Annotated in this window: 25 protein-coding genes and 1 pseudogene; 12 read left to right on the top strand and 14 right to left on the bottom strand. The window is 58.7% G+C overall.

Going from position 1 to position 25,371, the window contains the following annotated elements; translation table 11 throughout:
• Positions 1-109: 109 nt before the first annotated feature.
• Both JOD47_RS09965 and JOD47_RS09960 read right to left on the bottom strand, forming a co-directional pair.
• A complete protein-coding gene (locus JOD47_RS09965) occupies positions 110-718 on the bottom strand; it encodes an HAD family hydrolase (RefSeq protein ID WP_307836254.1) in 609 nt (202 codons plus the stop codon).
• A gap of 29 nt (positions 719-747) precedes the next feature.
• Positions 748-1,476 carry a class I SAM-dependent methyltransferase gene (locus JOD47_RS09960; RefSeq protein WP_204533957.1) on the bottom strand — a complete coding sequence of 243 codons (729 nt, stop codon included), beginning with the start codon at positions 1,474-1,476 and terminating at the stop codon, positions 748-750.
• A gap of 122 nt (positions 1,477-1,598) precedes the next feature.
• On the opposite strand from JOD47_RS09960, the gene JOD47_RS09955 reads away from it, so the two are divergent.
• Positions 1,599-1,772, top strand: coding sequence for a hypothetical protein (locus tag JOD47_RS09955; RefSeq protein ID WP_204533956.1), 174 nt, complete (start codon positions 1,599-1,601; stop codon positions 1,770-1,772).
• Between the two features lie 918 nt (positions 1,773-2,690).
• Here the strand turns inward: JOD47_RS09955 and JOD47_RS09950 are convergent.
• A complete protein-coding gene (locus tag JOD47_RS09950) occupies positions 2,691-3,629 on the bottom strand; it encodes a hypothetical protein (protein ID WP_204533955.1) in 939 nt (312 codons plus the stop codon).
• Positions 3,630-4,035: 406 nt separating this feature from the next.
• On the opposite strand from JOD47_RS09950, the gene JOD47_RS09945 reads away from it, so the two are divergent.
• Entirely contained in the window at positions 4,036-4,464 is a 429-nt protein-coding gene (locus JOD47_RS09945; protein ID WP_204533954.1) for a hypothetical protein, read from the top strand.
• Positions 4,465-4,476: 12 nt separating this feature from the next.
• On the top strand, positions 4,477-5,664 hold the full coding sequence (locus JOD47_RS09940; protein ID WP_204536607.1) for a glycoside hydrolase domain-containing protein: 1,188 nt from the start codon (positions 4,477-4,479) through the stop codon (positions 5,662-5,664).
• On the opposite strand, the pseudogene JOD47_RS09935 reads toward JOD47_RS09940, so the two are convergent.
• Positions 5,652-6,963 (bottom strand): annotated as a pseudogene (locus JOD47_RS09935) (ISL3 family transposase). The gene JOD47_RS09940 and the pseudogene JOD47_RS09935 overlap by 13 nt on opposite strands.
• A gap of 358 nt (positions 6,964-7,321) precedes the next feature.
• Here JOD47_RS09935 and JOD47_RS09930 point away from each other — a divergent pair.
• The 4 genes from JOD47_RS09930 (at position 7,322) to JOD47_RS09915 (ending at position 10,988) form a co-directional block, all read left to right on the top strand.
• On the top strand, positions 7,322-7,978 hold the full coding sequence (locus tag JOD47_RS09930; protein ID WP_204533953.1) for a M15 family metallopeptidase: 657 nt from the start codon (positions 7,322-7,324) through the stop codon (positions 7,976-7,978).
• Between the two features lie 1,351 nt (positions 7,979-9,329).
• A complete protein-coding gene (locus JOD47_RS09925; protein ID WP_204533952.1) occupies positions 9,330-9,689 on the top strand; it encodes a hypothetical protein in 360 nt (119 codons plus the stop codon).
• 23 nt (positions 9,690-9,712) lie between these two features.
• Positions 9,713-10,243 (top strand): RNA polymerase sigma factor, encoded by a 531-nt coding sequence (locus JOD47_RS17880; RefSeq protein ID WP_372432844.1) that lies wholly within the window; start codon positions 9,713-9,715, stop codon positions 10,241-10,243.
• Positions 10,244-10,460: 217 nt separating this feature from the next.
• On the top strand, positions 10,461-10,988 hold the full coding sequence (locus JOD47_RS09915; RefSeq protein WP_204533949.1) for a MarR family winged helix-turn-helix transcriptional regulator: 528 nt from the start codon (positions 10,461-10,463) through the stop codon (positions 10,986-10,988).
• Positions 10,989-11,214: 226 nt separating this feature from the next.
• Here the strand turns inward: JOD47_RS09915 and JOD47_RS09910 are convergent, their stop codons facing one another.
• The 9 genes from JOD47_RS09910 to JOD47_RS09870 all read right to left on the bottom strand — a co-directional run bounded on the left by JOD47_RS09910 (position 11,215) and on the right by JOD47_RS09870 (position 19,824).
• Positions 11,215-11,547: a hypothetical protein gene (locus JOD47_RS09910; protein WP_204533948.1), complete on the bottom strand. Its 333-nt coding sequence runs from the start codon at positions 11,545-11,547 to the stop codon at positions 11,215-11,217.
• Positions 11,548-11,821: 274 nt separating this feature from the next.
• On the bottom strand, positions 11,822-12,550 hold the full coding sequence (locus JOD47_RS09905) for a GAF and ANTAR domain-containing protein (RefSeq protein ID WP_204533947.1): 729 nt from the start codon (positions 12,548-12,550) through the stop codon (positions 11,822-11,824).
• 389 nt (positions 12,551-12,939) lie between these two features.
• The gene (locus tag JOD47_RS09900) at positions 12,940-14,061 is read right to left on the bottom strand and encodes an L-dopachrome tautomerase-related protein (protein ID WP_204533946.1); all 1,122 of its coding nucleotides are present in this window, start codon (positions 14,059-14,061) and stop codon (positions 12,940-12,942) included.
• A 67-nt stretch (positions 14,062-14,128) separates the two neighbouring features.
• Complete coding sequence (locus JOD47_RS09895; RefSeq protein WP_204533945.1) at positions 14,129-14,437, bottom strand: putative quinol monooxygenase; 309 nt, start codon at positions 14,435-14,437, stop codon at positions 14,129-14,131.
• On the bottom strand, positions 14,434-15,588 hold the full coding sequence (locus JOD47_RS09890) for a glutathione-independent formaldehyde dehydrogenase (protein ID WP_204533944.1): 1,155 nt from the start codon (positions 15,586-15,588) through the stop codon (positions 14,434-14,436). The genes JOD47_RS09895 and JOD47_RS09890 overlap by 4 nt, the downstream gene beginning before the upstream one ends.
• A 32-nt stretch (positions 15,589-15,620) precedes the next feature.
• The gene (locus JOD47_RS09885; RefSeq protein WP_204533943.1) at positions 15,621-16,790 is read right to left on the bottom strand and encodes a zinc-dependent alcohol dehydrogenase; all 1,170 of its coding nucleotides are present in this window, start codon (positions 16,788-16,790) and stop codon (positions 15,621-15,623) included.
• Positions 16,791-17,617: 827 nt separating this feature from the next.
• Positions 17,618-18,784: a low temperature requirement protein A gene (locus JOD47_RS09880; protein WP_204533942.1), complete on the bottom strand. Its 1,167-nt coding sequence runs from the start codon at positions 18,782-18,784 to the stop codon at positions 17,618-17,620.
• A gap of 123 nt (positions 18,785-18,907) precedes the next feature.
• A complete protein-coding gene (locus JOD47_RS09875) occupies positions 18,908-19,474 on the bottom strand; it encodes an RES domain-containing protein (protein WP_204533940.1) in 567 nt (188 codons plus the stop codon).
• On the bottom strand, positions 19,471-19,824 hold the full coding sequence (locus JOD47_RS09870; protein WP_204533938.1) for an antitoxin Xre/MbcA/ParS toxin-binding domain-containing protein: 354 nt from the start codon (positions 19,822-19,824) through the stop codon (positions 19,471-19,473). The genes JOD47_RS09875 and JOD47_RS09870 overlap by 4 nt, the downstream gene beginning before the upstream one ends.
• 77 nt (positions 19,825-19,901) lie before the next feature.
• Between JOD47_RS09870 and JOD47_RS09865 the strand changes: the two genes are divergently transcribed.
• From JOD47_RS09865 to JOD47_RS09850, 4 genes are all read left to right on the top strand, one after another.
• On the top strand, positions 19,902-21,059 hold the full coding sequence (locus tag JOD47_RS09865) for a hypothetical protein (RefSeq protein WP_204533936.1): 1,158 nt from the start codon (positions 19,902-19,904) through the stop codon (positions 21,057-21,059).
• A gap of 386 nt (positions 21,060-21,445) precedes the next feature.
• Complete coding sequence (locus JOD47_RS09860) at positions 21,446-22,210, top strand: metallophosphoesterase family protein (RefSeq protein ID WP_204533934.1); 765 nt, start codon at positions 21,446-21,448, stop codon at positions 22,208-22,210.
• Positions 22,211-22,553: 343 nt separating this feature from the next.
• Positions 22,554-22,994 carry a hypothetical protein gene (locus tag JOD47_RS09855; protein WP_204533932.1) on the top strand — a complete coding sequence of 147 codons (441 nt, stop codon included), beginning with the start codon at positions 22,554-22,556 and terminating at the stop codon, positions 22,992-22,994.
• Between the two features lie 9 nt (positions 22,995-23,003).
• Positions 23,004-23,309: a hypothetical protein gene (locus tag JOD47_RS09850; RefSeq protein WP_204533930.1), complete on the top strand. Its 306-nt coding sequence runs from the start codon at positions 23,004-23,006 to the stop codon at positions 23,307-23,309.
• Positions 23,310-24,004: 695 nt separating this feature from the next.
• Here JOD47_RS09850 and JOD47_RS09845 read toward each other — a convergent pair.
• On the bottom strand, positions 24,005-24,946 hold the full coding sequence (locus JOD47_RS09845) for a GlxA family transcriptional regulator (protein WP_053548963.1): 942 nt from the start codon (positions 24,944-24,946) through the stop codon (positions 24,005-24,007).
• Positions 24,947-25,053: 107 nt separating this feature from the next.
• Here JOD47_RS09845 and JOD47_RS09840 point away from each other — a divergent pair, with 107 nt between their 5' ends.
• Entirely contained in the window at positions 25,054-25,365 is a 312-nt protein-coding gene (locus JOD47_RS09840) for a putative quinol monooxygenase (RefSeq protein ID WP_033107114.1), read from the top strand.
• The last annotated feature ends 6 nt before the right edge of the window (positions 25,366-25,371 follow it).

Here is a 25,371-nt window from a genome sequence, read left to right as displayed (position 1 = left end):
CGGCGGCTTTCACACACTGGACCCGTCCCATTGACCGAATCGTTTCCTAGCACCCGCTGCTGTGCTCAAGTGCTTTCTGTCCGGGCCAGGGTGCCGGCCACCGCGGTGGTTACGGCAGATTCAGTGCCCGGTGAAGGTTGGTTCCGGGAGAGTATGCCACTGTGCGGATGCCGAGCGCTTGAGCGGTATCAATATTCAGGGCATTGTCATCGATGAAGATGCTGTCTTCTGCACGCGCATGTAGCTCGTCAAGGACATGCTTGAAGACCCGCCTGTCCGGCTTCGTCATGCCAAGCTGCCCACTGAAAAACGTTCTAGAAAAGTGTTTGGTCCACGGCGCTTCGGCAAGGAAGCGCCGTGACATCCCAGCAGGCATGTTCGACAGCAGGGCGAGGTTGGAACCCTTCTGCACCAAAGCCTCTAGAACAGACATTGTCTTGAGGTTCAGGTGGGACCACTGGGATGCGTCGAGGGATTCGAGAACTTCTGTGAACTGATCAGTGATTTGACGGCCAACTACTCTCGACCAGTATTCCAAGGGCTCTAGATCCCCCGCGTCGAATCGTTCGCGATTGGTCCAGTAAGCACTGTTCGGCACCTGCAAGTCGATGCCGGTTGCCTCCTGGAGTAAGTCCCAATCATCCGGTTCGGGTGCAGTCGAGATCACCATCCCGTAATCGAACAGGTACCACGTTCGGCTGTCATCCGGCTTAATCACAGCTTCAGCCTAGTCACAGAGTTCCCCCACTAAGGCTTATGAGCGGTAATGACTAGGCTGCCGTTACCCTGCCCGGCTGGCTCGCCCTCAAATCCTCCGAATACGTCATCTACGACTAATCCGGCTTCGCTGAGCATGGTGCGCAGTTGCTCTTCTGAACGGAAGCGGAGCGTGTCACAACCGACATTCTCAGTGCCATCAACGCCGACTTCGTGCGCACAAAATTCAACCAAGCCGTTCGCCTCGTCAACATGGGTGGTCTGATACCAGTGCTGGCTTTGCCCTTCGGGAAGTTGAACAAGTTTGTGACTGCGCTCTTTTGTCCATGCTTCCCAACCTCGCGCCTTGGGATCACGACTGTTGAAAGCAAGTCGGCCGCCTGGAACAAGGTGTTCTGCGATATCAGCGAAAGACCGGGCTAACTCCGCGTCGTCGAGAATCTCCTGAGGAACATTGGCGCTCATGATTGCAACGTCGAACTCGCGGCCCGGTGGAATCACGGTCGAGTCACCCTCGACCCATTCCACACGCCCGGCCTCCGGCTTCGCCCGCGCCGCTTCGAGTCTTGACCCATTAGGGTCCACACCTGTGACGTGGCACCCTGCCAGGACGACCGCAAGAGTCACTCGTCCGGTGCCACAGCCAAGGTCGAGCACCCGCGCAGCAGGGACCGATGTAGCAAATCTTAGAAAGAACTCGTCATCAACGCCCCACGTATTGACGGCATCGTACAGATCGGAGGAATGAGAGTCAGCCATCGTGCCAGAGTAACCGGAGCTTCGCTCCGATCAGCGCTCTCCTGCACCGCCTGGCATTAGCCGAAATAGAATTGTGAGGTGGCTGCGCGAGGCTGTCATCGGCAGATGGTGAGGGTTTGAAAGTGGAGCTTACGGGAACTGTGCGCAGCGGCAACGAGGCTGCGACAAGCCGGATCACGGCCAGCGACGCGACCTACGACGAGGCTCGCGAGGCCCTGGAGGCGAAGATCTGCGACAACGAGCACATCTGGTCACCCGACGACCGATTCATCTTTCAGCTCGCCCAGCCTGTCTGAAACTCAACCAGGCCGCAGGGCCGTCCCCGGGTAGTTGTCCATGCGCATCTCGAATGCGTCACGATTTCGCCCGGATCCCTCGAGAGATAAGTCAATCAAAGATGCGTGGTGGACACCTCCAAGTCGGATACTCCGCGCCAGTAAGGCAACTAGGGAGACGGACTAAAGATATGGACCGTTCTTGACCTGTCGCCGTTGAAGGGTTCCGCCGCCTCCTGACCACATGTGCACGGCACAAGCTCCCCACGCTCCGCTGCTTGTCCCGCACACACCTGGACAGCAGGGAACCTAGCTGACCGCCTGCACACACCCACCACGTCACCGACACAGATGGCTCACTTCGAGCGAGCGGCGGCCGTGCACAGCCTCCTGTCGCTGCGGTTGCGTATAACAAGAGCTGCTCTCATAGGACCCAACAAAACTGACGGCGGCAATGAGGACGAAAGAAGAGCTGAAGTCATCTGTGGCTGCGGAGTCGGTCATCCACCTGTGGGCGAATGGAGCCCGAAGGGTGGAGCTCAAAGTCGTCCACCTGTGGGTGAGCTGCTAACTCCTCTTAGTACGTTGATCCGATCCGGTATGGAATCTGCGCCAGGGAAGCGTTGCGTGATGTCTAGACCCTCGAATGTCTCCGTTGCGAAAGCCTTAGAAGGACCCTAGAAAAACGGTAATTCAGCGCTAGTGCACTGTTGCGTTGGGGTGTACCTCAACGCAACAGTGATCCATCACACGGACCACAATAATTCTTGTACCAGCTCGTCTGGAGTAGGCAGACCAGGGTGAGCCTCAATGCTCTGTTCTGAAGCTGTTGATCCGCCCGTAGTGCATCCTGGGTCAACGGTCAATCAAAGGTGGTCGCTTCGCGGCGGCTTTCTGCAGTCGCTTTGGGCGTCGCACTCCCGCCCGCAAGCCGGTGGCTCAACGAAGGTTCAAGGACATACTCATCTTTGTGACGTTGATACCGTCGATGGCGTCAGCTCTCAAAAGTCTGTCAATCATCTCTCGGTTGAGAAACTGGAACCTCAGTTTCCTGTCGTCGCCTAGTTTGACTGCGTAATGCGCTTTCGCAGAGTTCCACAGGTTTTCTATCTGGTCAACGATGACTTTGACCCAGGCCAAGTTCCATTGCGCAGACACCCACTGTGTGGATGCTTGCCAAGCGGTTTCACCATCCTTCGTCGTTCGCTCCAAATACGTAAGCGCGGGTCCGTCCTTCTTCATGGGGAAGTCCTCTGACACCTCAAGGGACATCCCAACATTGTGAGGGATGACGGCGAAACCATGCTTAGCCGCGTTGTAGAGCGGGCTGTCATTCAGGAAGGTTTCCGCAGCAAATTGAAAGACGGCTTTCAGCCCCTCGGCGTGCTCAGCCCACTGCTCATCGCTCAGCTCGAACGGTTCGTTCGTCTTCGAGTAGGACACCACCTCGAGTAGGTCTGCGATCCGCTCTGTGGTGTCCAGTGACGTTTGAAGTTTTGCAACGGCGCGTTTGAACTCAGCAAAATTGGTGAGAGATGACATTGCTACCCCCGGGCAGGGATCACGCTCCGAATGAGCCAAATAGAGCCGAAGGAGGATTTCACAGGCGTGGTGGAGTAGGACGATCGAGTCAGCTGAGGCGTACTTAACCTTTTTCTCCACCGCATCAGCTGAGTCGAGATCCGGTACGGACATCTTCAGCCCCGCAAATTCGACACCCTCTGCGACCTGTGTCGCCATCCGGGGGCTTTCGTCTACGAAAGCGATGAGACTGATCAGCCGGAACTCTAAATAATCGTGCGGATTCGTCTCGTAGTACCGCTTGTTGAGTTGTTCAAACTCGCGAGGATCAATTCGCATCACTTTGCGTTTGGCCATGAAAGAAGTCTGTGGGGTTCACGGAATCAGACGGTGGCCGACACGCCCATGCACATTCGGGCTACCGCCTCCCCAGACCGCGAGTCGCGCCCGAATGTGTCTCACAACGCGCAGGACGGTTATTTCCCCGCAGCGGGGCGCGCAGAAAGGGTGGCGGTCTCAATCCAGTCAACGCGCCGGTCCGCTACTTATTAGGTCGCCGCTTGAAACTGCCAGAGTCAGGGCGCCGATGTGCCGGCTCGTTCGATTGCTCGGTACACGGTGGAGCGGGCGACTTTGAATTTGAAGAGGTCTGCAATTTCTGTGGTCGTGTGGGGGCCTTGGCTCGATTGCCGGCTCAGTCGGTCAGCTTAAGTCGGACATGGGCTTCACGAGTGACTCCTACGGGACGGGTTTGACACCGAAAATGGTGAAGGGCCTCATGACGATGGATCCATTCGTCCTGATTGCAGGAGGCGATCCGAAGGTTAGATCAATCCAACAATGGTTGAACGCGAAGTACATAGGGCGAGCTGATTTTTACGTGGTTCCCTGCGACGGTCACTTTTCAAGAGATGTACAGCGCGCCCTCATGCTTGCCATCCAATACCAAATCGGCATGGCCGACGGTGTGGCGAATGGGTTCTTTGGTCCGGGAACTCAAGCTGGTATACGAGCGAACACCTTGTCCGCCGGCTCGACAGGCGTGTGGGTTCAGCTTTTCACAGCTGCCCTAATTTTCAACCGACGCACTGGTGTTTCATTCTCTGACAGTTTCACCACCGCTGTGCGGAGCACCGTCATCGAATTCCAGAGGTTTACCAGATTGCCGCAGACCGGCTCCGGTGATTTTTAGACCTGGGCGTCCCTGCTTGTCTCAACCGGAGATCCCACCAGATCGGGCTCCGCCTGCGACTGCGTCACCGAGATCACGCCGGAGAGAGCGCAGGCGCTACTTACTGCCGGCTATAAGACTGTAGGTCGATACCTCTCCAACGTGGCTTACACCTCACTTAACAAGAAAATTCAAGACGGAGAGCTCGCAACCATCGCTTCGCAGGGCTTGAGCGTCTTCCCCATCTATCAAACATATGGTGGAGAAGCGAACTACTTCAGTGAAGAACAGGGATTTTCCGACGGCCTCGCGGCAATAGCGCGGGCACGATCCTATGGGTTTCGGTCCGGAACGAGGATCTACTTCGCCGTCGACTTCGACGCCCTCGACTATCAGATCACAGATAACGTCATCCCCCACTTCCAAGGAATAACGAACGCAATCACCACCTACGGACCTCAATACGATGTCGGCATCTATGGTCCCCGAAATGCGTGCAGCCGGGTATCCATTCAAGGCTTAGCATCGGCGAGCTTCGTGTCCGACATGTCAACGGGATTCTCAGGAAATCTGGGATACCCGCTACCCACCAACTGGGCATTCGACCAAATTTCCACCATAGGCGTCGGCACGGGTTCTGGGTACATAGAGATCGACAACAACATTGCATCTGGGTTGGATGTAGGTCAGAGGGCTTTTGATCCAGCTCCATTATTTGAGTACCCGGATGTCTCCTTCAACCTCGCCCATCGTGACAGCCTCCTCGCCGACCTCCAGACCTACTTGGAGGGTATAGGGGTCCCGGAGCAGGGCGGTGAGACGCCGGCTGAGGCCGGCACATACTTCATCAACACCACCACCGAAGCTTTCGATAAGGTGTTGGAATTCGATGACCTCGTAACTCAACTTGCTAGAACCCTCAAGCTGCGCAAAGCATTGATCCAGACTCCATTATTCTGGGAAATCAGGAAGAGTAACGTCGATGAACCCCCTGCCGACGCATTGGTCAGGTCTTACTATGCGGGTACGGGCGGTATCGACGACTCATCAACAGGTATCGGTCAAATAAAGGCGAAAACCGCCATCAACTCTCGAAACACATGCATCGATGAAGGGATCGTTTACGGCTCGAAGAAGAGCGCTGACCTACCTAATGATGTGTGGGAAGAATGGCAGCTGCTCAACGAGAGCGAGACGCACAATGTGGCTCATCGTAATTGAGGGTGTAGCCGGGGTCTGAAGCCGCCTGATTCGAGCAGGCTGCGGACAATATAGTTTGTGAGGTTCCGGAATCCCAGGGCTGAGCCGCGGAGGTGCTCGAGGCCGCCCATTGATCGCCTCCGTGGGCCCGTTGCTGGTGCCGGGGCGGTCGAAGAACGCGAGGACGTCAGCGGCACGTTGCTTCAGTGTCCGGCCGATCCGGCGGATCTCGATGAGTGCAGCCGGAACGCCGCTGGTGACCGAGCCGATCACGGCCTGCATCATCTGCTTCCCTCGTGTCTTATTCGGTTCCCGGTAGGCGGCGACGATCCGCTGATAGATGCCCCAAGTCGCTTCAACCTCGACGTGCTCATCGACCGCGAACACCGTGTTGAGTCGGTCTTGCTGCTTCTCCGTCAGCAGGTCTGCGCCGGTATGCAGGGTCCGCCGGGCCCGGTAGAGAGGGTCACCGGCACGACCCCGATGCCCGAGCGTGGCCTGCTGAATACGCTGCCGGCACCGGTCCAACCCGTCCCCGGCAAGCCGAACAACATGGAACGGATCCATGACCGGCACCGCATCCGGGAGCTCCTCGGAGGTCGCGGTCTTGAAACCGGTGAAGCCATCCATCGCGACGACTTCCACCCCGTCCCGCCATGCTTGCGGACGGCCTTGAATCCAGTCCTTGAAGACCTGCTTGGAGCGACCCTCGACCATGTCCAGCAACCGCGCCGGGCCTGTCTTCTCGCGGATCGGAGTGAGATCAATGATCACCGTGACGAACTTGTCACCGCGCCGGGTATGCCGCCACACATGCTCATCCACGCCAATCGCGGTAACCCCGTGAAATCTGCCTGGGTCATCAATCAGCCGGCGCTTGCCTTCAGTGAGGATCGCGGTGTTCGCGGTATGCCAGGACACCCCGAGACCTGCCGCGACGCGGGACACGGTGAGGTGATCGATGACAATGCCTTCCAGCGCCCAACGAAGCCCGCGACGGGAAATTTTCGCCCTCCCGTCAGCCGCCTTCGATGTGTCCTGCCGCCACGTGCGCCCGCACCCGCTGCACCGGTAGCGGCGCACCCGTACCAGCAGCGTGGTGGGGCGGTGGCCGAACGGTTCGTGCGCAAGATGACGGGTAATCGTGTCTCGCGGCACGCCCTCTGCTCCGCACGACTGGCACCACGGATTCGCTTGAACGACACGGCACTTGATCACCGCCCGCTCAGAGCCCAAATGCTGCCCCACGGCTTCGAGCCCGAGCTCCTCAAGACGGCAGAACGTGGTCAGATCAGGCGCAGCGAAGGTAGCGTGGAGCATCGTCGAGGTCTTTCAGATGGGCAGTGTAGGAACTTCCATCATCGGAAGGCCTCGACCTCTATCCCGCCACCGACGCGCCAAACCCGCTCACGCCGACTACACCCTCAATTACGAAGAGCCCACAATGTGCGTACTGTGCCTATCGTCCTGATCGCCGGTGCTCTGGAGATGCAACTAGGAAGACCTTCGCTAACCACAACTGAGGACCAAGTGAAAGGCACGTTAGCCCGTTACAACGGAACCGGGTCGGAGGCTGCGATCTATGGCGATCAGCTCCTAGGTGTTTTCCGGTGCTTCGAGAAATTCAACAGTCTTCTTCGCTTCAGCTGATCCCAGCCCCTCCCCGAAAGGTACGAACATGAGTGTGACCATAGTAGGGCGGCGCCTCGTTCTCAAAGGACTCAGCGTCCTGGCGAGCGTCGGAGCTGTTGCATTGATCACCCCTGGCGCAGCATCAGCTACACCAGTAAAGAAAGACGGGCAAATTCCCTCTTCTCGCAGCGCTAATGGATGGCCGATTGAGCCCGAGGCCAATACGAAAGGCACGGTTTGGCGGCGCGAAATCATAGGAAGTGGAACCTTTGTGGACATCAAATTGGGACCGGTAGAAGTCGTGATGATGCACGCGCTCCGCAGATACCACTACGAAGTGGCGCCCATTCGATCTGACGAAGTGATCGGATTTCGGCACGCCGTCCATGCGGATGCAGGATACGAGACCAACCACGCATCGGGAACTGCCGTCGATGTCCGCCCGGATTTTTATCCGAAAGGAACTCAAGGGGGCTACTCGAAAAATCAGATGGAGACGATCCGATCAATCCTGGATGATTGTGAGGGAGTAATAGAGTGGGGTGGCGATTGGAATGATCCCGATGAAGCGCATTTCCAGATAGCAGTGCAGCCCGGCTCAGCAGAGTTGCATCGAGTTAGTGAAAAGATTCAAGGCTGGAAAGACGCACCGAGTAAGGGTGCCGGTACGCCTCCATGGGCCCAGAACCAGACCAGAAACTAAGTAAGCAGAGATTTGAAGAAAAAGGTCGCGGTCCTATCCATTGGCGTAGGCTTGAGTTCGGCTGCGTTCGCGCTTGTTACAGCCGTCCTTGTATCTTCAGCGCCAAGCGCCACGAGCGACGATTTCGGGCCGATGGCCCTAGCCATTTTTTACTTCGTCTTGGCATTTGTCACATGGCTTCCGATATCGCTCGTACAGGGAGCCCTAGCCCTAGTAGTACTGCGCCTCGTTCGCGTAAGCACCCTGAGACTGGTTCTCGTTTTCGTAATCACGCTAGGAATTAGTTCGCTTGTCTTGTTGATCGGTTTAAGTGAACTCGGCTTGAAGCCGAGCATGGTCCTCTCGTGGGCAGCGGTGGTCGCACCATTGAATGCCGTCTCATGGACATATGCCGCAGGCAAGTACTTGAAAGTATCGATATAAATGGGACCTTGGCTTTGGGTGACACCGTCTGGGTGGATGGAGAGTGCCCGGCATAAACGCAGCTCCCAACCATGGTGACCGAAATGTCCTCCCAGCCAGCCTCCGCACGCCGAACCGTTGTCCTTGATGCGTCAATTCCAGAGCTTCGCGCAGATCTGCTGCAAGAGTCAGAACGCAACGCACTATCTGGTGGTAGAGGCCTGTGGCGTACAGGTGTACCTCAACGCCACACTCCTTCCCGCCGCTTTGGGTATTCAGATCGGCGGGGCGGTTGCTTACTAACCACACATAGCCGCGGTCTATTGCTCATCAGGCCCCTACTGGTTGTTGGCGGAATGCGCGTTGCTCTCGGGGTGTGATGATGGGGAGTGTTGGGGCTATCACCCGCTGCTATCACCGCTGGGAGGATAAACCATCCGACAATCCATATTGTGGTGGCAAGTTGAATGGCGGGTCAGTAATCGATATAGCGCTTGGGTAGTCCCGGTGAGGGATCCCTTTACGCATTCAGTCCTCGCTAGGGTCACCTAAGTGAAAGTGCTGCTCGAGTGGCTTGAAGAGCGATCCGGACATAATGGCAGATCCTTGGATCGTCCGGCTGGACTCGCTTTGGCTGTCGATCACGCGTGAGTTGAGCACCGTCCGTCGGAGGATCCCTGATTCGGGTAGTTGGGGCTTCTGCAACGTTTAGGTGGGTGCCGGCCATGTATTGGGTAAGTGCCCAGCCTAAATGTGGAGGATGATCCTAGTGACTAAGCGATCGATTGATGAACTGCTCGCCCAGAGCGCACCACCGACCCGTGTTTCGGAACCTGGGGTCCAGTCCGCGCTTCGACGGGTAACGATGGAATCGCGAGAGCGAGCCCAGGCTTTTCGCCCGGCCCGTTCGCGGCTGCTGTGGTTGGCAGCCCCGGCCGTTGCACTGCCAATGGTTATCGTTCCTCTGACGGGAAGCACTGATGACCGGCCAGTACCGGATTTCACGATTCCAGTCAGCTACACCACTGACACCGGTCGGGAACTTTCTTGTTCGATTGACCTCTACAACGGAGAGATGAACAACGTGGTGACGAGCACTGCGGCAGTCGACTATCTCCGCGCTCAGAATTGGTCGGGAATCGGTCAGCGCATCTATGACAAGGCGCTTGTATATGAGAGTGCCGGTGATCCCAATGCCTGGGTCAGTGCGGAGATTGATCTGACTGCCGGGCAATTACCCGATGGAGTCCTGAAGCAGGGTGATGGTGGACTAGGCAGCAGCTCGGATTGCTCCGGAGAGCTCCATTGAGCGCCGGCGAAACTGTCTTTCCTGTGAGGTCGCTCCGCGCCTTGTCCAGCGGTCGCGACCGAGGCGCGGAAGTAGCAAGACTCGTGGAACGTGAGTCGGGGAGCCTGCTCAACTACTTTCTCCGTCGGACTGCAGCCGCTGAGGATGCAGCGGACCTTCTCGGGGAGACCCTTCTGATCGTCTGGCGTCGCGAGTCGTCCATCCCGGGAGATGAAAACCAGTCCAGAATGTGGCTATTCGGGATCGCCAGGAAGGTGCTCTCTGGCCAACGCCGCTCGACAAACCGGAGAAGCGCCCTCACAAACCGTCTGATCACCGAACTGACCGCCAACGATCGAACAGTGACTGACGACGTAGGAGAAGGAGTACGTGAGGTAATCGGCCTGCTGGACGAGAAAGACCAGGAGATTATCCGACTGGTGTACTGGGACGGATTCACCCTTACTGAGGTCGCCCAACTCCTTCACTCGCGCCCCGCAACCATACGCAGCCGGCATGCTCGCGCACGAACAAAACTTCGCAACGCATTTGCACAACATTGCGACCCTGACTGAGGAACCCCTTCAAGGAACCTCACAATCAGACGGTTTGGACATTTCAGCGAACGGAAATGTCCAAACCGTCACTTAAAAGCGGGTGAGCCTGTAGCTATGCAGGTGGTTCGGTGAAGTCATAACCCGCCCGTAGGAGAACTGGTAAGCAGGCTGACTGATGACTTGATAAAATGATGATTCCTGCGGAGTTGAGCAGGATCTCAAATGGAAGGCATTCATGCCTAATGTGGAGAATTGGTCAACGCAGCGTTTGCTGGGCACCGCCGCTCGTTTGGTTGAGCACCAGGTCAATCAGGAGCTTGCTGCTATTGGAGTAACGCACGCTGGAGTGCTCATCCTCACGGCTTTATATGATCGTGGAACGTCAACCCAGGTTGAGCTTGCCAAGGCGATGCACGTGCAACCTCAAACGGTGGGCAAGACACTCGAACGCCTCGAAGCAGCAGGACTGGTCGGGAGGAGCCGCTCAGATGCTGACAGGAGATCTCTGATAGTTTCCATCACCTCTCGCGGGCGTAGTGTGCTTGCCCACGCACAAGAAGCCGATCAGCATTTCCCGCTTGTTACGCACGGCCGACATGCCGAGTTGCGCGCACTGCTTCAAAACGTAATTTCTGGCCTAGCAGTTGGACGTCCAGATACGGAGGGCGATTCTTTGGACGTCCTTCCCGCCTCAGGTGTCATCAACATTCCAACAGCGTTCTCGGCTTCACGTTCTCTTAGTTCTTCTGACAGGACACTGTAGTTGTCCCTGGCTGTAGGGCCGGGGCTAGGTGTGTCGAGTTCTTCGAACGCCTGATCGCACAGCCGCCGAAGTTCCGCCGCGCTTAGAGCGCGAAGGTCGAGCGGAAGGAACGAAGGCTCGTCAGAGTCCAGGCCGAAACCCGCAGAGTCGAACTCACCAAAATAGAGGTCCAAACCATCGGAGAGCGCAGCGGAGCCCTCCGCTGCGGTATATGTCCGCGACTCGCTCATGCTGCCACCTCCTGTGCCCGCTGGCTGAGGGCCAGTGCCGGGCATACAGGAGGTATGGGCGGGGCCTGAACCGCTATTTTGCCGGAGGTTCCCATGCCGGCCAGCATCATGTTCAGTGCTTGTTCCAGCGAGCCGATTGCGTTGCCCTCGATGTGCCTGGCTCCGGTGAGATCCACCGTGACAGACAAGCCGCCGATTAGTGCGCATGCCCTCCGGGCGATCGGCAGCAGAGCGCGGTAGTTGATTTCTGTAAAGCACCCGTTCACGGCCAGAACCGCGGCCGTGCGGTCAACATCAAGCCTGACAAGTACACGCAGTTTGTGATTCATGAAGAACTCCACAAGATAACCGATCCTGCGGCTCACTGCTGAACCTAAGAAATTCCGCGGCCTACTGCTCGACCAGAAAAAGTGTAAAGCCAAGAGATTTAGTTAGGCAAGCGAGCGAACATTCGAGTAGCGACAGGACATCAAATGGAAGACGGGACGCACTCGTGACGTAGAACTGGCCACAGGGTTTTGCGTCCTGTGACCAGTCCTGTACAGGGCTGACTGCTTAACCCTGCGGCAACCTCATAAGAGGTGTACTCGCGTTCTGGGCCCGCTAATGATCGAAGTGGGTTGCCGGTTGTGAATTAGCGTTCGAGCTGGCGACGATCTGCCCGGCGAGGTCACGCAGTTTGATGTTCCGGTGTGACGACGCTTTTTTCAGGTACTCGAATGCGTCGGTTTGGCTGCACCGGCTCTGACACATAATGATGCCAATCGCGATATCAATAGGGGTGCGTGATTCCATCGCCGTTGCCAAGTCCTCAGCATGCTCGCTGTGACGTGCAATCCTCACCGCCAGGCGCAGAGACCGAGAAGCTTCACCGGCATAAGCTCTTGCACGTTCTATGGCTTCATCCGTGAAGGTGTGCGTGGTATCCGAGTACAGGTTCAGTGCAGCTTTCGCATCGCCTGCCAGGTCGAAGGGGACGGCGAGAATCGAGCGCATCCCGTGCCCGCTGATGGCATCTATATATTCCGGCCACCGTTCTTCCCGTTCCACGTTTGGGACTTCAACGGTGGTCTGCTCGCGGGCAGCGCTCAAGCATGGCCCATCATCGAACCTGTACTGAACCTCGTCCATCTTCCGGGCGGCTTCGCTGCTGCTAGCCACCGTCGCGGCCTTCCGATCACGCAGCAACGTAATCCCACACAGGACCTGTTCCCCGCCCAAGGACTGCGCGGCATGGCGGCACAGTCCATCAAGGAACTGGCTCACGTCCAGCGAATCTAGAACGGCATCTTGAAGGTCATTGGTGCGGGAATCAGCTGGATCGCTGCTCATTGCAGGGGCCCCGGATCTGTCATGCCAGAGCGGCATCAGAAGATAATTTCGACGCCCGGAGCACCAGCAGGCATGCAAAGGGAACAAAAACTAGCAACCATGTCGGCGTAGCTATTTTGACGGCCGTTTTGCTAGACCGTACCTCCAGTCTACAGGCCCTCCTGAACAGCTGCTGTGAGTAGATGTGATTGGAAGTTGTGAAACTCGCCAGAGAGTCAATCCGAGAATGGCCGCTAGCTGCTCTTGGTTTACTGAACGCCGAGCCATGGGACGAGGTTTAACCGGACCATTTTTCGGAGGGTGCTGGGCAACACATAGCTGAGCGCGCTGCAGTACGCGTCATCAGCCCTTCGGAGGAAGGCCGGCCGCTGGACTTGGACTCGCGGGTGTCAGCGCAGTAGCACTGGCTCTGCATCCACGCGTATCCGGAACAGTGTGTAGGGCTTTGCGCGCAGGTCTTCGCCGTTCTGATAGTCCGATTGCCGGTGCAGCTGGTTCGCGGTGACGTAGAGGTATCCGTCGCGGGCCAATGAGAGTGTGTCGGGCCATAACAGCCGGGGGTCGTGTGCCACCGTCTCCCACGCTCCGTCAGATCCGGAATCCCAACGCAGGACGGCGTTGTGTTCGTAGTTCGTCGCGTAGATGTAGCCTGCCGCGTCGGATTCGAGCCCGTCCCCGGCGCCGCCTTTGTCTCCTTCCTGGGTGACTGTGGCAGCCACGTCAGCATCGTCGAGTGAACGGTCCACGAGCGCATAGGTTGCCACACTGTAGAGGCGGCGGCTGGCCAGTGGACAGTAGTACAACCGACCGCCGTCGCTGCTGATGGCAATACCATCGGAGCCCATCGCTATCGCAGGCCCGGCAGAACCGTCCGGTTGACGTTCCAGCACGGGCCGCCCCTCGACTACCGGCACGAAGTCAGACAATTCCTCCGCTTTCGTCGAGGGGTGATCGTGCAGCCGCCGCCAACTTTCACCGGTGGCCAGATCGGCAACCACTATTCCGTTCGGTCCCTGGTCCGAGGAATCCGTCAGGTACGCGATACCCTCCTCTCCGCGGTGCAGATCGAAGCGGACATCGTTGAGATAGCTGGTCGGCAAGGCCACATCCTGGGGAAACAGAATGGTCTTCACGACTGTGTCGGTTGCCAGATCGACGCAGACCAGCTTTGGACCGCCAAATTCCGTTGGTTGGAACAACGGACTGCCGGTGTCCAGGATCCATAACCGGTTCGCCGGGTCCACCACCACACTTTGCACCGAGAGTAAGGTGCCCGCCAGGTCATCCGGATCACTCCGGTTGATCTCCTGATTGGGGTAGGCGACCGCCTCACCATTGACGACCTCGGCAACGGTGTACTCCACGTCGTCGCCCCATTTGGGATAGTTCACAAAGATCCGGCCCTCATGCGATACCGTGACGCCCGTAAGCATCGCCCCATGAAAGTACGCGACCTCCTCCAATTGGCCCAGCGGCTGCTCGGCGGGCAGCTCCCGCATCTGATCAGTCATGACATACCTCTTCCGGTCATTGTCCTGCGGTCTCCGGTCCCTTGGGCGCACAAGGGACCGGCCGCTTTTAGGGGAGTTTGTGTGCGATCACGTCCACGGGTTCGACGTCGGGCGCCTCGGTGAACAGTTCCTCTGCGCGGGCCATCAACGCAGTTCCGAGGCGTCCACCAAGGTGGGCCTGCCGCGCCGCGTCATCAGGAAACGCGTCAAAGATCCCGAAGCTCGATGGACCGAACCGGACCGCGAACCACGCCACCGTCCCTGGCTCGTCGTTCACGATCGCCAACCCATCACGTAGGAACTGCTCGACCTCATCTTCTTTCCCCGGCCGCGCCTGAACCCGCACCAACAACGCAGCGCTGACCGGGCCGCTCATGCGTTAGCCAACTCGGGCTTGATAACAACCTTGGTCCACCCGTCATTACGCTCATCGAAGTTGCGGTAGGCATCCGCCGCTTCGGTCAGCGGGATCTCGTGAGAGACGATCCAGGACGGCTTCACCTTGTCTCCGGCAATCAGGTCACGAAGCTGCCGGTTGTATTTCTTCACCGGGCACTGGCCGGATCCGATGGTCTGGCCTTTGAACCAGTGCAGGCCGTAGTCAATAGCAACCTTGCCCTGCTTGGCATCCTCATTGGGGCCACCAGGATCGGCTGGCATGAAGACGCCGACGACGCCGATCCCGCCGGTGAAGCGCACCGAGGCGATCAACCGATTCAACGTCAGCGCCGGATCTTCGGTACCTTGCGGGTCATGGGCCTGGTAGCCAACGCATTCACAGCCGCGGTCAGCACCCAACCCCATGGTCTGATCCAACACGAATTGCACCGGGTCGGTCTTCGAATCATCCACCGGGATGGCGCCGATTTCCTCGGCGAGCCGCAGCCGGTCCGGATGGCCGTCGACCACCATCACTCTGGCGGCGCCTTTGGTCGTCGCGGACAGCGCCGCCATCAACCCCACGGGGCCTGCACCGTAGATCACCACCGTGTCCCCAGGGACCACGCCGGCCATTTCAGTGGCGTGGTAGCCGGTGGGGAAGATATCGGCGAGCATCACATAATCGTTCTCTTTCTCTTTGGCGTCCTCCCCCAGGCGCAGGCAGTTGTGGTCACCGTAGGGAACCCGCAGCATTTCTGCCTGCCCGCCGGCCCACGGACCCATTCCCGCAAATCCATAGGCGGCGCCCGCCAGCGCTGGATCGGGCTGGGTGGTCAGGCAGTAGTTGGTGTGGCCGCGTTCGCAGTTCTTGCAGAACCCGCAGGAAATGTTGAAGGGCAGCACCACATATTCGCCGACCTTGACCTTGTCGACGCCATTGCCGACCTCAACGACCTGGCCCATATTCTCGTGGCCGAAGTTTCGTCCGGTCTCGAAATCCGTACGTCCCTCGTACATGTGCAGGTCGGATCCGCAGATATTCGTTGCGGTAATTTTCACCAACACATCGGTGGGCCGTTCAATCTTCGCGTTCGGAATGTCATCAACACTGACGTTCCTCGGACCGTTATACACAACAGCTTTCATCCTTGTTCACTCCTTTGAGATTCGTGTGTGCGTCACGGACGGAAAACGGTCCGGACGCAGTTGTCCTTCTTGTTCTTGAAAATGTCATACCCTTTGGGTCCTTCATCAATGGGCATGATGTGTGTGGCGAGATGCTCGGTTTTCAGCTCATCGGCTGCCATCCGCTCCAAAAGCATGGGAACGTAACGCTGTCCGTGCTGTTGAGCGGAGCGGAGGGTGAGCCCGTTGTTCATCACCGCTCCCAGTGGGAACTTATCCACCAGTCCACCGAAGACGCCGAGTACAAAAACGCTTCCTCCCTTGCGGCAGGCCATAATCGCCTCACGTACCGCTGTCGGGCGGTCGGTCTGCAACCGCAGCTGCTGCTTGACCTGGTCGTAGAGGTAATCGGGGCCGGTACTGTGGGCTTCCATACCCACGGCCTCAATGCATACGTCCGGCCCGCGTCCGCCAGTCATTTCCTTGAGCTCGGCCAGCACGGATGTCTTCGTGTAGTCCAGCGTGTCCGCCCCGATGTGCGTCTGAACCTGGTCCAGCCGGTACTGGTAGCGGTCGATGACCACCACGCGTTCAGCGCCGAGCAGTACCGCGGCCCGCGCTGCCATCTGTCCCACTGCGCCAGCTCCCCAGACGGCGACAACGTCACCGGGTTGAACGCCGCCAAGATCAGCGCCCATCCACCCCGTCGGGGCGGAATCCGAGGCGAACAACGCGCGTTCGCTACTGACGCCGTCGGGCACTTTGAAGGCACCGACGTCTGCGTACGGCACGCGAATGTACTCTGCGTGGCTGCCGGTCCAGCCGCCCATCGCATGTGAGTATCCGAAGCACCCGCCGGGGGCGTATCCCCACAGCGTTTCGGGGATTGCGTCATTGTTGTTGCCGTTATCGCACAGTGAGTAAAGCTCGTGCTTGCAAAACCAGCAATTTCCGCAGGCGATGAAAGAGCAGACCACTACCCTGTCGCCGATCTGATGCTTGGATACCGCGGAGCCGACCTCCACCACTTCGCCGACGAACTCATGACCGAGGACATCACCGGCGCGCATTGTGGGTATGTAGCCGCCGAGCAGATGCAGATCAGACCCGCAGGTAACCGTTAGCTCCACCTTGACGATCACATCGTGGCCGTTGAGGATGGCCGGGTCATCGATGGTTTCCACTTCCAGGGAATTGATTCCCCGCCATGTCAGGGCTTTCATAGGTATCCGCCTCCCTGGGCTCGCTTCTCCCACGCATCTACAAGTTTGCCGGTGGGTGTGGCCGGTCTTTTCCCGTGGGGCTTGGGCTCATCCCGGAGGATTTCCCCGGTCTCCAGGAGCGTCTTTGATTGGCGTAAAGCCCGGCGCACATCCTGCTTCAGTTTTCCCGCCGAAGTACGTGATGCCCCAGCCTTCGGCCGTGCACCAACCTCCGTTCCCCAGCTGCCTGGGCCCGGGATCATCCGCATCTCCACGGTGTCCCCGAGATCTGCCAGCGGTTGAGGGTAGCTCCCGCCGGGTGCAATCTCCTCAGGAGACAAGTCAACAGTGACGGAATTCCACCGTGGTTTATCCGAGTGCGAGGCCCGTTTTGTCTGAGCGTTCAAAGCGCGTTTCCCGACGACGGCGGCGGCTGCGACTGCGCCCCCAAAAATCATTAAACTTCCACGCATAACTGTCCCTTCAAGCTGTAATCAGTGAGGGAAACCAGTGAATTGCCAAACCCCGGAGGCCGGTGGCCACCGATCAGGGGGTGTCAGCGATGATGCCGGGCCAGCGTCCGCGCGTACGACTACTGGGCCGGTGTTTCCTGCCGGCGGCATACTCTAACGCCGGCATCGGGCGCACCCCCAGCGGATCCTTCTACAACCAGAGATGCCAAGCACCTACATTCTAAGCACGCTTACCAATCGGGCAACAGGGGCAGCGCGCGATTAATCTCAAGATGCGCCAGTTCATACTGTGGCTGTGGCATAGCCTGATGCGCGGTCGATTAGTCGGCGGATGAGGGATCCCCGACAGTGGTGATCCCTTGGCGTTCAATGGCCTCAGGAGCTGTCAACCGGCCCGATCGCAGGGTGCCGCCAGAGTTCCCAGCTCGTCTGCAGTAGGCAGACCAGGGTGAGCCCGGCAAGGGCTGCCAATGCCGGCGTGAACACAGCGACCGGGATGAGCGCGGAAGCCCCCACCCCGGCGAGGAGGCGATCGGCGGCGAGCTGGTGATGATCACGCCAGCGGTAGGCGACGTCGCCGAGGAAGAACAGCGCGACTCCACCGGCCAGGGCGACGGCAGGCAACAACGGAAGCGGCTCGGCCACATCCGAGACGGCCTCGTGTACACCGAGTGCGAAGAACACCACCCCGGCTACCAGCGGCAAGTGCAGATAACTGTAGGAATCCCGGGCCAGCCGTGCCCGCTCCCGGTCCCCGGTACCGCGCAACCGCCGTTCGGCCCCGCCGCGGAGATAACCGAAGTAGGACCACCATAGACCGGCCGCGATCAGCACGGCGAGCAGGACAGCGATCACCACACCCGGCCGCCCCACAGAACCTTCAGCACCGGCCCCGACCTCAACGATCGCCTCACCCAGCGCGATGATGATGATGAGCCCATGCCGCTCCACAAAGTAAGAGGGTGCCACACCCCAGCCAGCGGTGCCGACCAGAACCGGTCCCGAGAAGTCGATCACCACAGCCGCTATCCACAGCAGCTCCCGCGCCGGTGTATCGACGAACGCGGCGGCGACCAGCAGCACCGGCCCGGCGAGCAGAGTGGGCACCAACCGCAGAGCGTGCCCACCCACATCCGCATCGCTCCGTACATCAAGAACCAGCAACGCGACGTGAATCAGTCGGACCGCCATTAATGCAAGCCCGAACACCAGCGCCTCCGCGCCGAACGCCTGCGGCAACGCGACCGCGGCGACCAGCATCGCTGCCATCGCGAGAAAAATCAGCAGGCGGTGCGCAGGTCCGGCGTGGTCGGAACTGTTAGTTAGCCAGGCGTAGCAGACCCAAGCCCACCACACCGCGGCGAGCATCAGAAGCCCGCGACCGAAGCCCGTCCAAGAGATGTCCGCCAACATCAGGATGGTCACCTGGGACATTGCATAGACGAAGACAAGGTCAAAGAACAACTCCAACGTTCCGACCGATCGGTCCGCCGTCTCATCGGATCCCTGCTCACCGGACGCTGCTGCTGCGCCGCCGCTCATGTCTTCTAGATTACCCACGTCGACGCGGACCGCGCTGGTGCTTTCCCCGCCGGTAACAGAGTCCCGTTCTCGGGGGCCTGCTTACCACTCCGCTTCGTTGTTTTAGGGAAGATAGTTAGTTTGTTATTCGGCGCCTGCGCTCAACTCGTTGTACAGAGTGGGGTTGAGGGGGGCGCTTGTGACAACGGCGATACTGCCGGGTTCGACGCGGTCCTCGAAGGCAGCTAGTACGTAGCCGCGACCGGTCGCGGAGGGAGCCAGGACTCCACCGAACTCGAGAAACCAGGCTGCGTGCCCGACACTCTGGCAGGCATCCCACTCATCGCCGGCAATATCATCCATCGTCAGGCCGACCTGCTCCAGCATCTCAGCTGCCCGGAGATCCAGAACTGGCAAATTTGTGACAGTGAGGGAGTGAAACGTCTTGGGAGCTTCCAGAAACGTTACTGCCGCCATGCCTTGTGACGCTGCCGCCCTGTCCAGTTCACCCATACATGCGCTCTCGGGTATTGCCAGATAGGTGGCAGCGTAAATGCCTCGCGGGTTCCACCGACCCCCAAAAAGCCTGGCACCGGCCCCTGACAGAGGATCACGCCGGGTGGCGGTATAGCGATAGGCGAGACCAGAAAACGGCGTCGCTCCGATGCGGTCGACTTGAGCGACGACCTCATCGTTCGCAGGGGAACTCAAAGAACGACACCTTCGGCTAAGGCCTCAATTAGATCCAGAACATCACGGTATTGACCAGCATGAATTCGGTCAGCTGGGCTATCGTGCCCGAGCATACGATTCGGCGAGAACATCCACAGATTCGCGTGCTCCCTAGGAATAACTTCGGTGACTGCCTGCGCGACGTATGCCAATTCGAGCAATCTTTGCTTATTCAGGCGCTGAGGTACAACGACGCCTTGAGTCCACCGCGAGATCGTGCGAGCAGAGGCGTCGACTATTTGGCCAACTTCCTCCTGGGTCAATCCGAGGTTGTCGATGATGTCATGGACTTTGATAGCTAGCGCGTTATTTCCTGCAATGGCGGTCATGGCGTGTCTTCCGTAGTGTCGTGCTTATGTCGCCTAGTATGTCACCTATTACGGCATAATAGGAGAGGCAGTAAGGCATGGGTGTCGAGTTCCGTTTGGGGTACAACAACCACTTGAAAGTGGAGGACTTTGTAACACGAGAAGCCGCAGCAATTGGGGCAATCGCTCTCCACGTGTCCGGAGCTGTACACCAAAACGCCGTTGCTGAGGCCGCTCGCGAAGCAGGTGTCTCTGTTACTTTTGATCCTCGGACGGAGCGGCTCGCCAGCCCGGGATATGGGATGGAGAAAATTCCTGGCTACACAGGGATTCCCTACAACCTCCAAGACCTGGCTGCTGATCCAGGTGCACGCGCCAAATTGGTCGCCTCCGTGCTTGAAGCACATCCTGCCGCCACTACGCTCATCACCCCGCCAAGCTTCTTTATTGCCGCGCCGGAAACCGCGCTGCTAAACCTCGGGTTGGCCGAGATGACGCGGACTGAAACAAGCACTCCGGTCCGCCCAGTCATAACATTCGGATCACGGTGTTCCCACGCCCTGGTACGCAACGTCGCCGAAGAATATGCACGAGCCGGTTTCACTGCCGTGGATGTGCGATTCTCTCCACTGGGTGGCGAGAAGGAGAGTATCCGCAAGATTCGGGCAGTTTATAAGAATCTGGACGCGTTCAAGGGTTACGGATTCGAGGTGACCTTGGGACAATCGGGCAATATCGGTCAAGCCGCTGTGGCGTTGGGGCACGCGAACCACTACTCCGTGGGTGTCGCTCAGCTGGAGTCTGTTAATCATGCGCGTACAATCAATGCCCAGTCGAAACCGCCGATCCTTGACGAAGACGGTAAGAAAAAGCCTCGCCCCTCCCAAGAAGGTGTTTATCTCCCTGGCCTTGCGCTCACTGTCAGCCGTGCAACCGGCACCGCGCTGCTTGGACACACTGACATTCGGACACGCATCGGATGCCGTATTGGACCCTGTGCCAGCTCAATCAAAGGTCCACTCGATGACAATCGGGGTCACTACTTGCATGCAAGGGCAGCCGAAATGCAACAGCTAATGGCGCAGCCTGCAGCCTGGCGCGTGAAATCGGAAACCGATCGTCTCGCCCGAGCTCTCGAGCTACGCAAGCTGATCAACCGGAAGTATCTCGGCAAGGACGAACCGCAACTCAACACCCGCACCCTCGAAAGCATCCTCGGACAGATCGGTGAAGAGCAGGCGGCGGCGGTCGCTTAGCTAACACCTCAGCCAGGCTAAGCAGACAGAACTGGCGAACTCGCTCAGCCCTTCAGGGCAAGAAGGACAGTACGGCCCACCATGTCACCGATGCTCGAAGGTCACCTTGTCATAGCGGTGAGCATGCACAGCCTGTTCCTCATGGACGAGCTTCACCAACAAAAGGTGATTACTTCGTCCACAATGCGTCGAGATGTGCCTCGTACAACAAACCAAAGGGGTACGGAAACCGAGACAACACCCTATCGGCGTGTCCGAGTCAGGTTCAGCCTTGTCTTGCAAACTATGGCGGTCTCAACCGGTCGCGGACCACGTGGGAACTATCGCGTTGAGCGTTTCTCTTACCCTGGGCCTAGCTGGAGGGGTGTGTGAGGCAGGCTAGGGACATGACGACCACCATCGCCGTACTTTCCGACGTCCATGGGATGCTTCCCGCCCTGGACCGGGTTCTCGCAGAACCCGCCGTGCAAGCTGCTGATTCGATAGTCGTTACCGGCGACCACACTTGGGGACCACAGCCCACTGAAGTACTAGACCGACTGATGGAACTCGGAGACCGTGCGGTTCTTATCCGCGGCAACGCCGATCGGGAGCTCATGCAGATGGCTCAAGGCATCAGTGTCGGCCTCGACGATGATCCATTGTCGATATGGGGATCCGCTCAACTGTCCCCCGCTCATATCCAGCTGTTAGCTGGCATGCCCGAGCAACAGATCCTAAATGTGCAGGGCTTTGGTTCCGTCTTGTTCTGCCATGCCACCCCTCGCGACGATGAGGAGGTCGTTCTGGTCGACAGCCGAGTAGAACGTTGGGAGCAGGTTCTGCAGGACGTGCCAGCCGAGGTCGAGACTATTGTCTGCGGGCACACACACATGCCGTTCATGCGGCTCGCAGTCAATCGCATGGTGATCAATCCCGGCAGCGTTGGACTTCCCTACGGTAGGTCCGGTGCACACTGGGCGTTGCTCCACAACGGTGCTGCAACTTTCGCCCGAACAGTCATCGACACCGACCAACTCATCGACGAAATCACTTCTCATTCAACCTTCCCGCAGGTTTCGGAGTGGCTAGAGGAAACAATTCGCCGGCCTGCCAGTGATACCGACGCCCTTACAACGTTTGGACCCAGAGACGGACGACCGTCCCATTGACGGATCCGTTCGCGGCCCAACAGAACCGCCAATCGAAGCTGCGAATAACCGCCGTCCTAGTTGACAGTCACACTAAACAACGCGGTTTCCTCCGTTTTGCACAGTTGCGTTTGGGTGTACCCCAGCGCAACACGCAGGGGTACGACCCTACCCAATCTACGAGATGATTTCCGTCACCGATTGGCTGTCAATAGCAAAGTAGCGGAATCTGGGCTTAATTAATAAAGTCGATATACATAACGATTGTAAGTCACAAACCTGTTGCATTCTGCAATTACATCTTCCTATTTCTGCTGCTTTAAATAGTCTGAGAAGGGTAGGAAACTAAAAATTTGGAGGAGTAATGTTCAAAAAACTGAATGCAAAAGCGGCAGGCCTAATCGCTGGTACTGCGCTTGGAATAACAGCGCTGACCGGAAGCTCACTTCCACCCAATCAGGTGCAGCCCGCGCCTGATGCGGAAATGGGCACCCAGGCGGTAGAGCTCCAGGTTGCTGTGTCGTGCTTCCCAGGCGGTGACTACGCTTGGAATGCCACTCTGGTCGACGGGCCTGCAAACAGCTCGTTCTTTGTACAGAACATCTATACCTACTCATACGTTGGCGGAGGGGCCTTCGGTTCATATCAGTGGAAGTATGCAGGCCAGCTTTCAACCGGGCAGTACGGCATTGGAACTTCCTCCACCTTCTACGGAGAAGCAGGACCGGACGTAGAGGAAGTCGTCATAACCGCGCGCGTTCTCGGAGCCGGGGATCCAGTCGGCACCGGCTCCGACACTTGCTAATATCGGCTCATGGGTATCATTGCGGAATCATCGAACTACCGCCCCGGTGAACCACTGAGAGGATGGTTAACTGAAGACGTCGCTTCAATTGATATCAATTTAATAATAAAGAAAGCAGATGCGGGCGACGCACTCCAGCGGCTTATTGATAAAGAGCCACTGACCACGGAGGATTACCTCATATTCGGTCGCTTAAATTCGTGGTGTGTTCTCGACTGGTGGGAACCTCTTGTACTACTTATTGATCGCGCTCGAATAGCGCCCGAGATCGAGGATTTCCTAAGAAGGAACGCGAAAGTGATCAAAACTCACTGACGAGGCTCGCTTCGTAGGAAGGCCCGGAAGCTTACACGACAGGCTCCGGGCCTTCCGTCTATCAAGCACCGCTCGCTGGAAAAGCTTCCGCAGGAAGCCCGTTATCAAGACAGCGAATGGGTCACGGGAAACGAGGCACGTTCTGTTGGCGTGTCCTGTCTCACTGTTCGGCGTCTCGGAATCCATCGTCTGCGGGATAATCGATGAATGTCTAGCGCGAAGTTGTTGGGGAAGCTTGCCGAACTGATAGATGCACACCGGTGGGGCGAGCTAGCAGGCCTGTTACACCCGGAGTTTTCTTGGCTCTTCCCAGATGAGGGTGTAGGTCGGCCGGGAGCGTCGGTCCGCAGATAGACGTCGAGGTCTCCCGACGACGGAGGTTCCTACGCCATCCGTCCGAAAGACCTCGACGTGACCGACGCTACCCCGCCGGCCGGCTTCGGCCGCCCTGACCTGACCGCCTTCGCGTCTCATCCCAGTCGACCCTGATCGAGTCTGCTGACCCCCTCGACGAGAAAGCAGCGACATCACAGCCACCCAACCCCGACCGTCCGGGAAGCCGGGACACGTCACATGACCTGTGCTGCGGGCGTGTCGAGTGGGTCGTCCAGGGGCGACGCAGGAGCGTCGACGCGACGTGCTGAGAGGTGGTTCCAGTCGAGCGCTAGGACACCGGCTACAGGCATGGCGATAGGTCAGGAACGGCGTCGCTCCCTGCGCAGGAGGGAGCGCAGAGTCTCGGCGTTCGCGTAGCCGACCCGTAGCGCGATCTCGGCGGAGGTGAAGTCCGTGGTTGCTGAGAGGTGCCGAGCTCGTTCGATGCGAAGCCGTTGGACGAAGCCGAGCGGAGTGAGGTTGAGCGCCGCACGGACTCGTCGTTCGAGGGTGCGCCGGCTGGTGCCGAGCGACTGCGCGACGAAGGCGACGTTGAACGGTTCGTCCAGGCGGGCGCGCACGAAGCGTTCGAACTCGACGACGATCGGGTCCTCGTGCCGGAGATGTTCGTAGGCGACGAAGGCCGCCTGCGACGGACGCTCGTCGATGATGAGGAGCTTGGCGACATGTTGGGCCAGGTCGGGGCTGATCGATCGCACGAGTGAGAGCGCGAGGTCGATGTGGGCGAACGCGGCGCCGGCGGTGACGAGGTTCCCGTCGACCACGACCATGGTGTCGAGATCGAGGGCGACGGTCGGATAGCGCTTCAGGAACTCCGGCCCCAGGAACCAGCTGGTCGTCGCCCTCCGATGATGCATCCGTCCGGTCTCGGCGACAGCGAACACGCCGGTGCACGCCGCGGCGATCCGGGTGGTCGCCTCGTCGAGGCGCCCGAGCGAGGCGATGACCGAACGAGCATCTCGGCTCTGGAGGACGTCGTTGGTAGCGGCGGCCGTAAGGGTTCCAAGCGCAGGGACGACGACCACGTCGAACTCTCCGGACTCCGACAGCGGGTGGTCCACCGACAGGGTCATCGATGCCGTCGTGGTCACTCGCCGTTTCGGTCCGAGGATGGCGAGTTCGATCGGGTCGATCCGCGGGTCGACATCGCCGCGGGCTCCGTCGGCCACCCGCACGATGTCGATGATCGACGCGATAGCCGAACCGAAGCAGCCGTCGATCGCGATCAGTCCGATACGCATGACGTAAACAATAGCAATACTGCCGCATACGCCACTCCCCACCGGCCCTCGCTCGTCATACGCTGGACTCGTCCCACGAAGAACCCCGACGTCAAGGAGAGTCCCTCATGTCCACACCCGCATCACTTCCGTATGCCTTCGTCGCCAAGATCGTCGCGGCCGATGGACAGCACGACGCGGTCGCCGATCTGCTCGCCGGCGCTGTCGCACTCGCCAACGAAGAAGTAGGAACGATTGTCTGGTTCGCGGTCAGGACCCACGCCGACACCTTCTGGATCTTCGATGCATTCCCCGACGAAGCCGCTCGCGACGCCCACGCCAACGGCGCCATCGTCGCAGCCCTGATGGCCAACCAGCACCTCCTCGGCGCAGCACCCGAGATCCTGGCGGCCGACGTCCTCGCGTCCAAGCTCCCGTAGTCCGCC

Source organism: Arthrobacter tumbae, from assembly GCF_016907495.1.
Lineage (GTDB): Bacteria > Actinomycetota > Actinomycetes > Actinomycetales > Micrococcaceae > Arthrobacter_D > Arthrobacter_D tumbae.
This window is presented reverse-complemented; position numbering and strand designations above follow the sequence as displayed.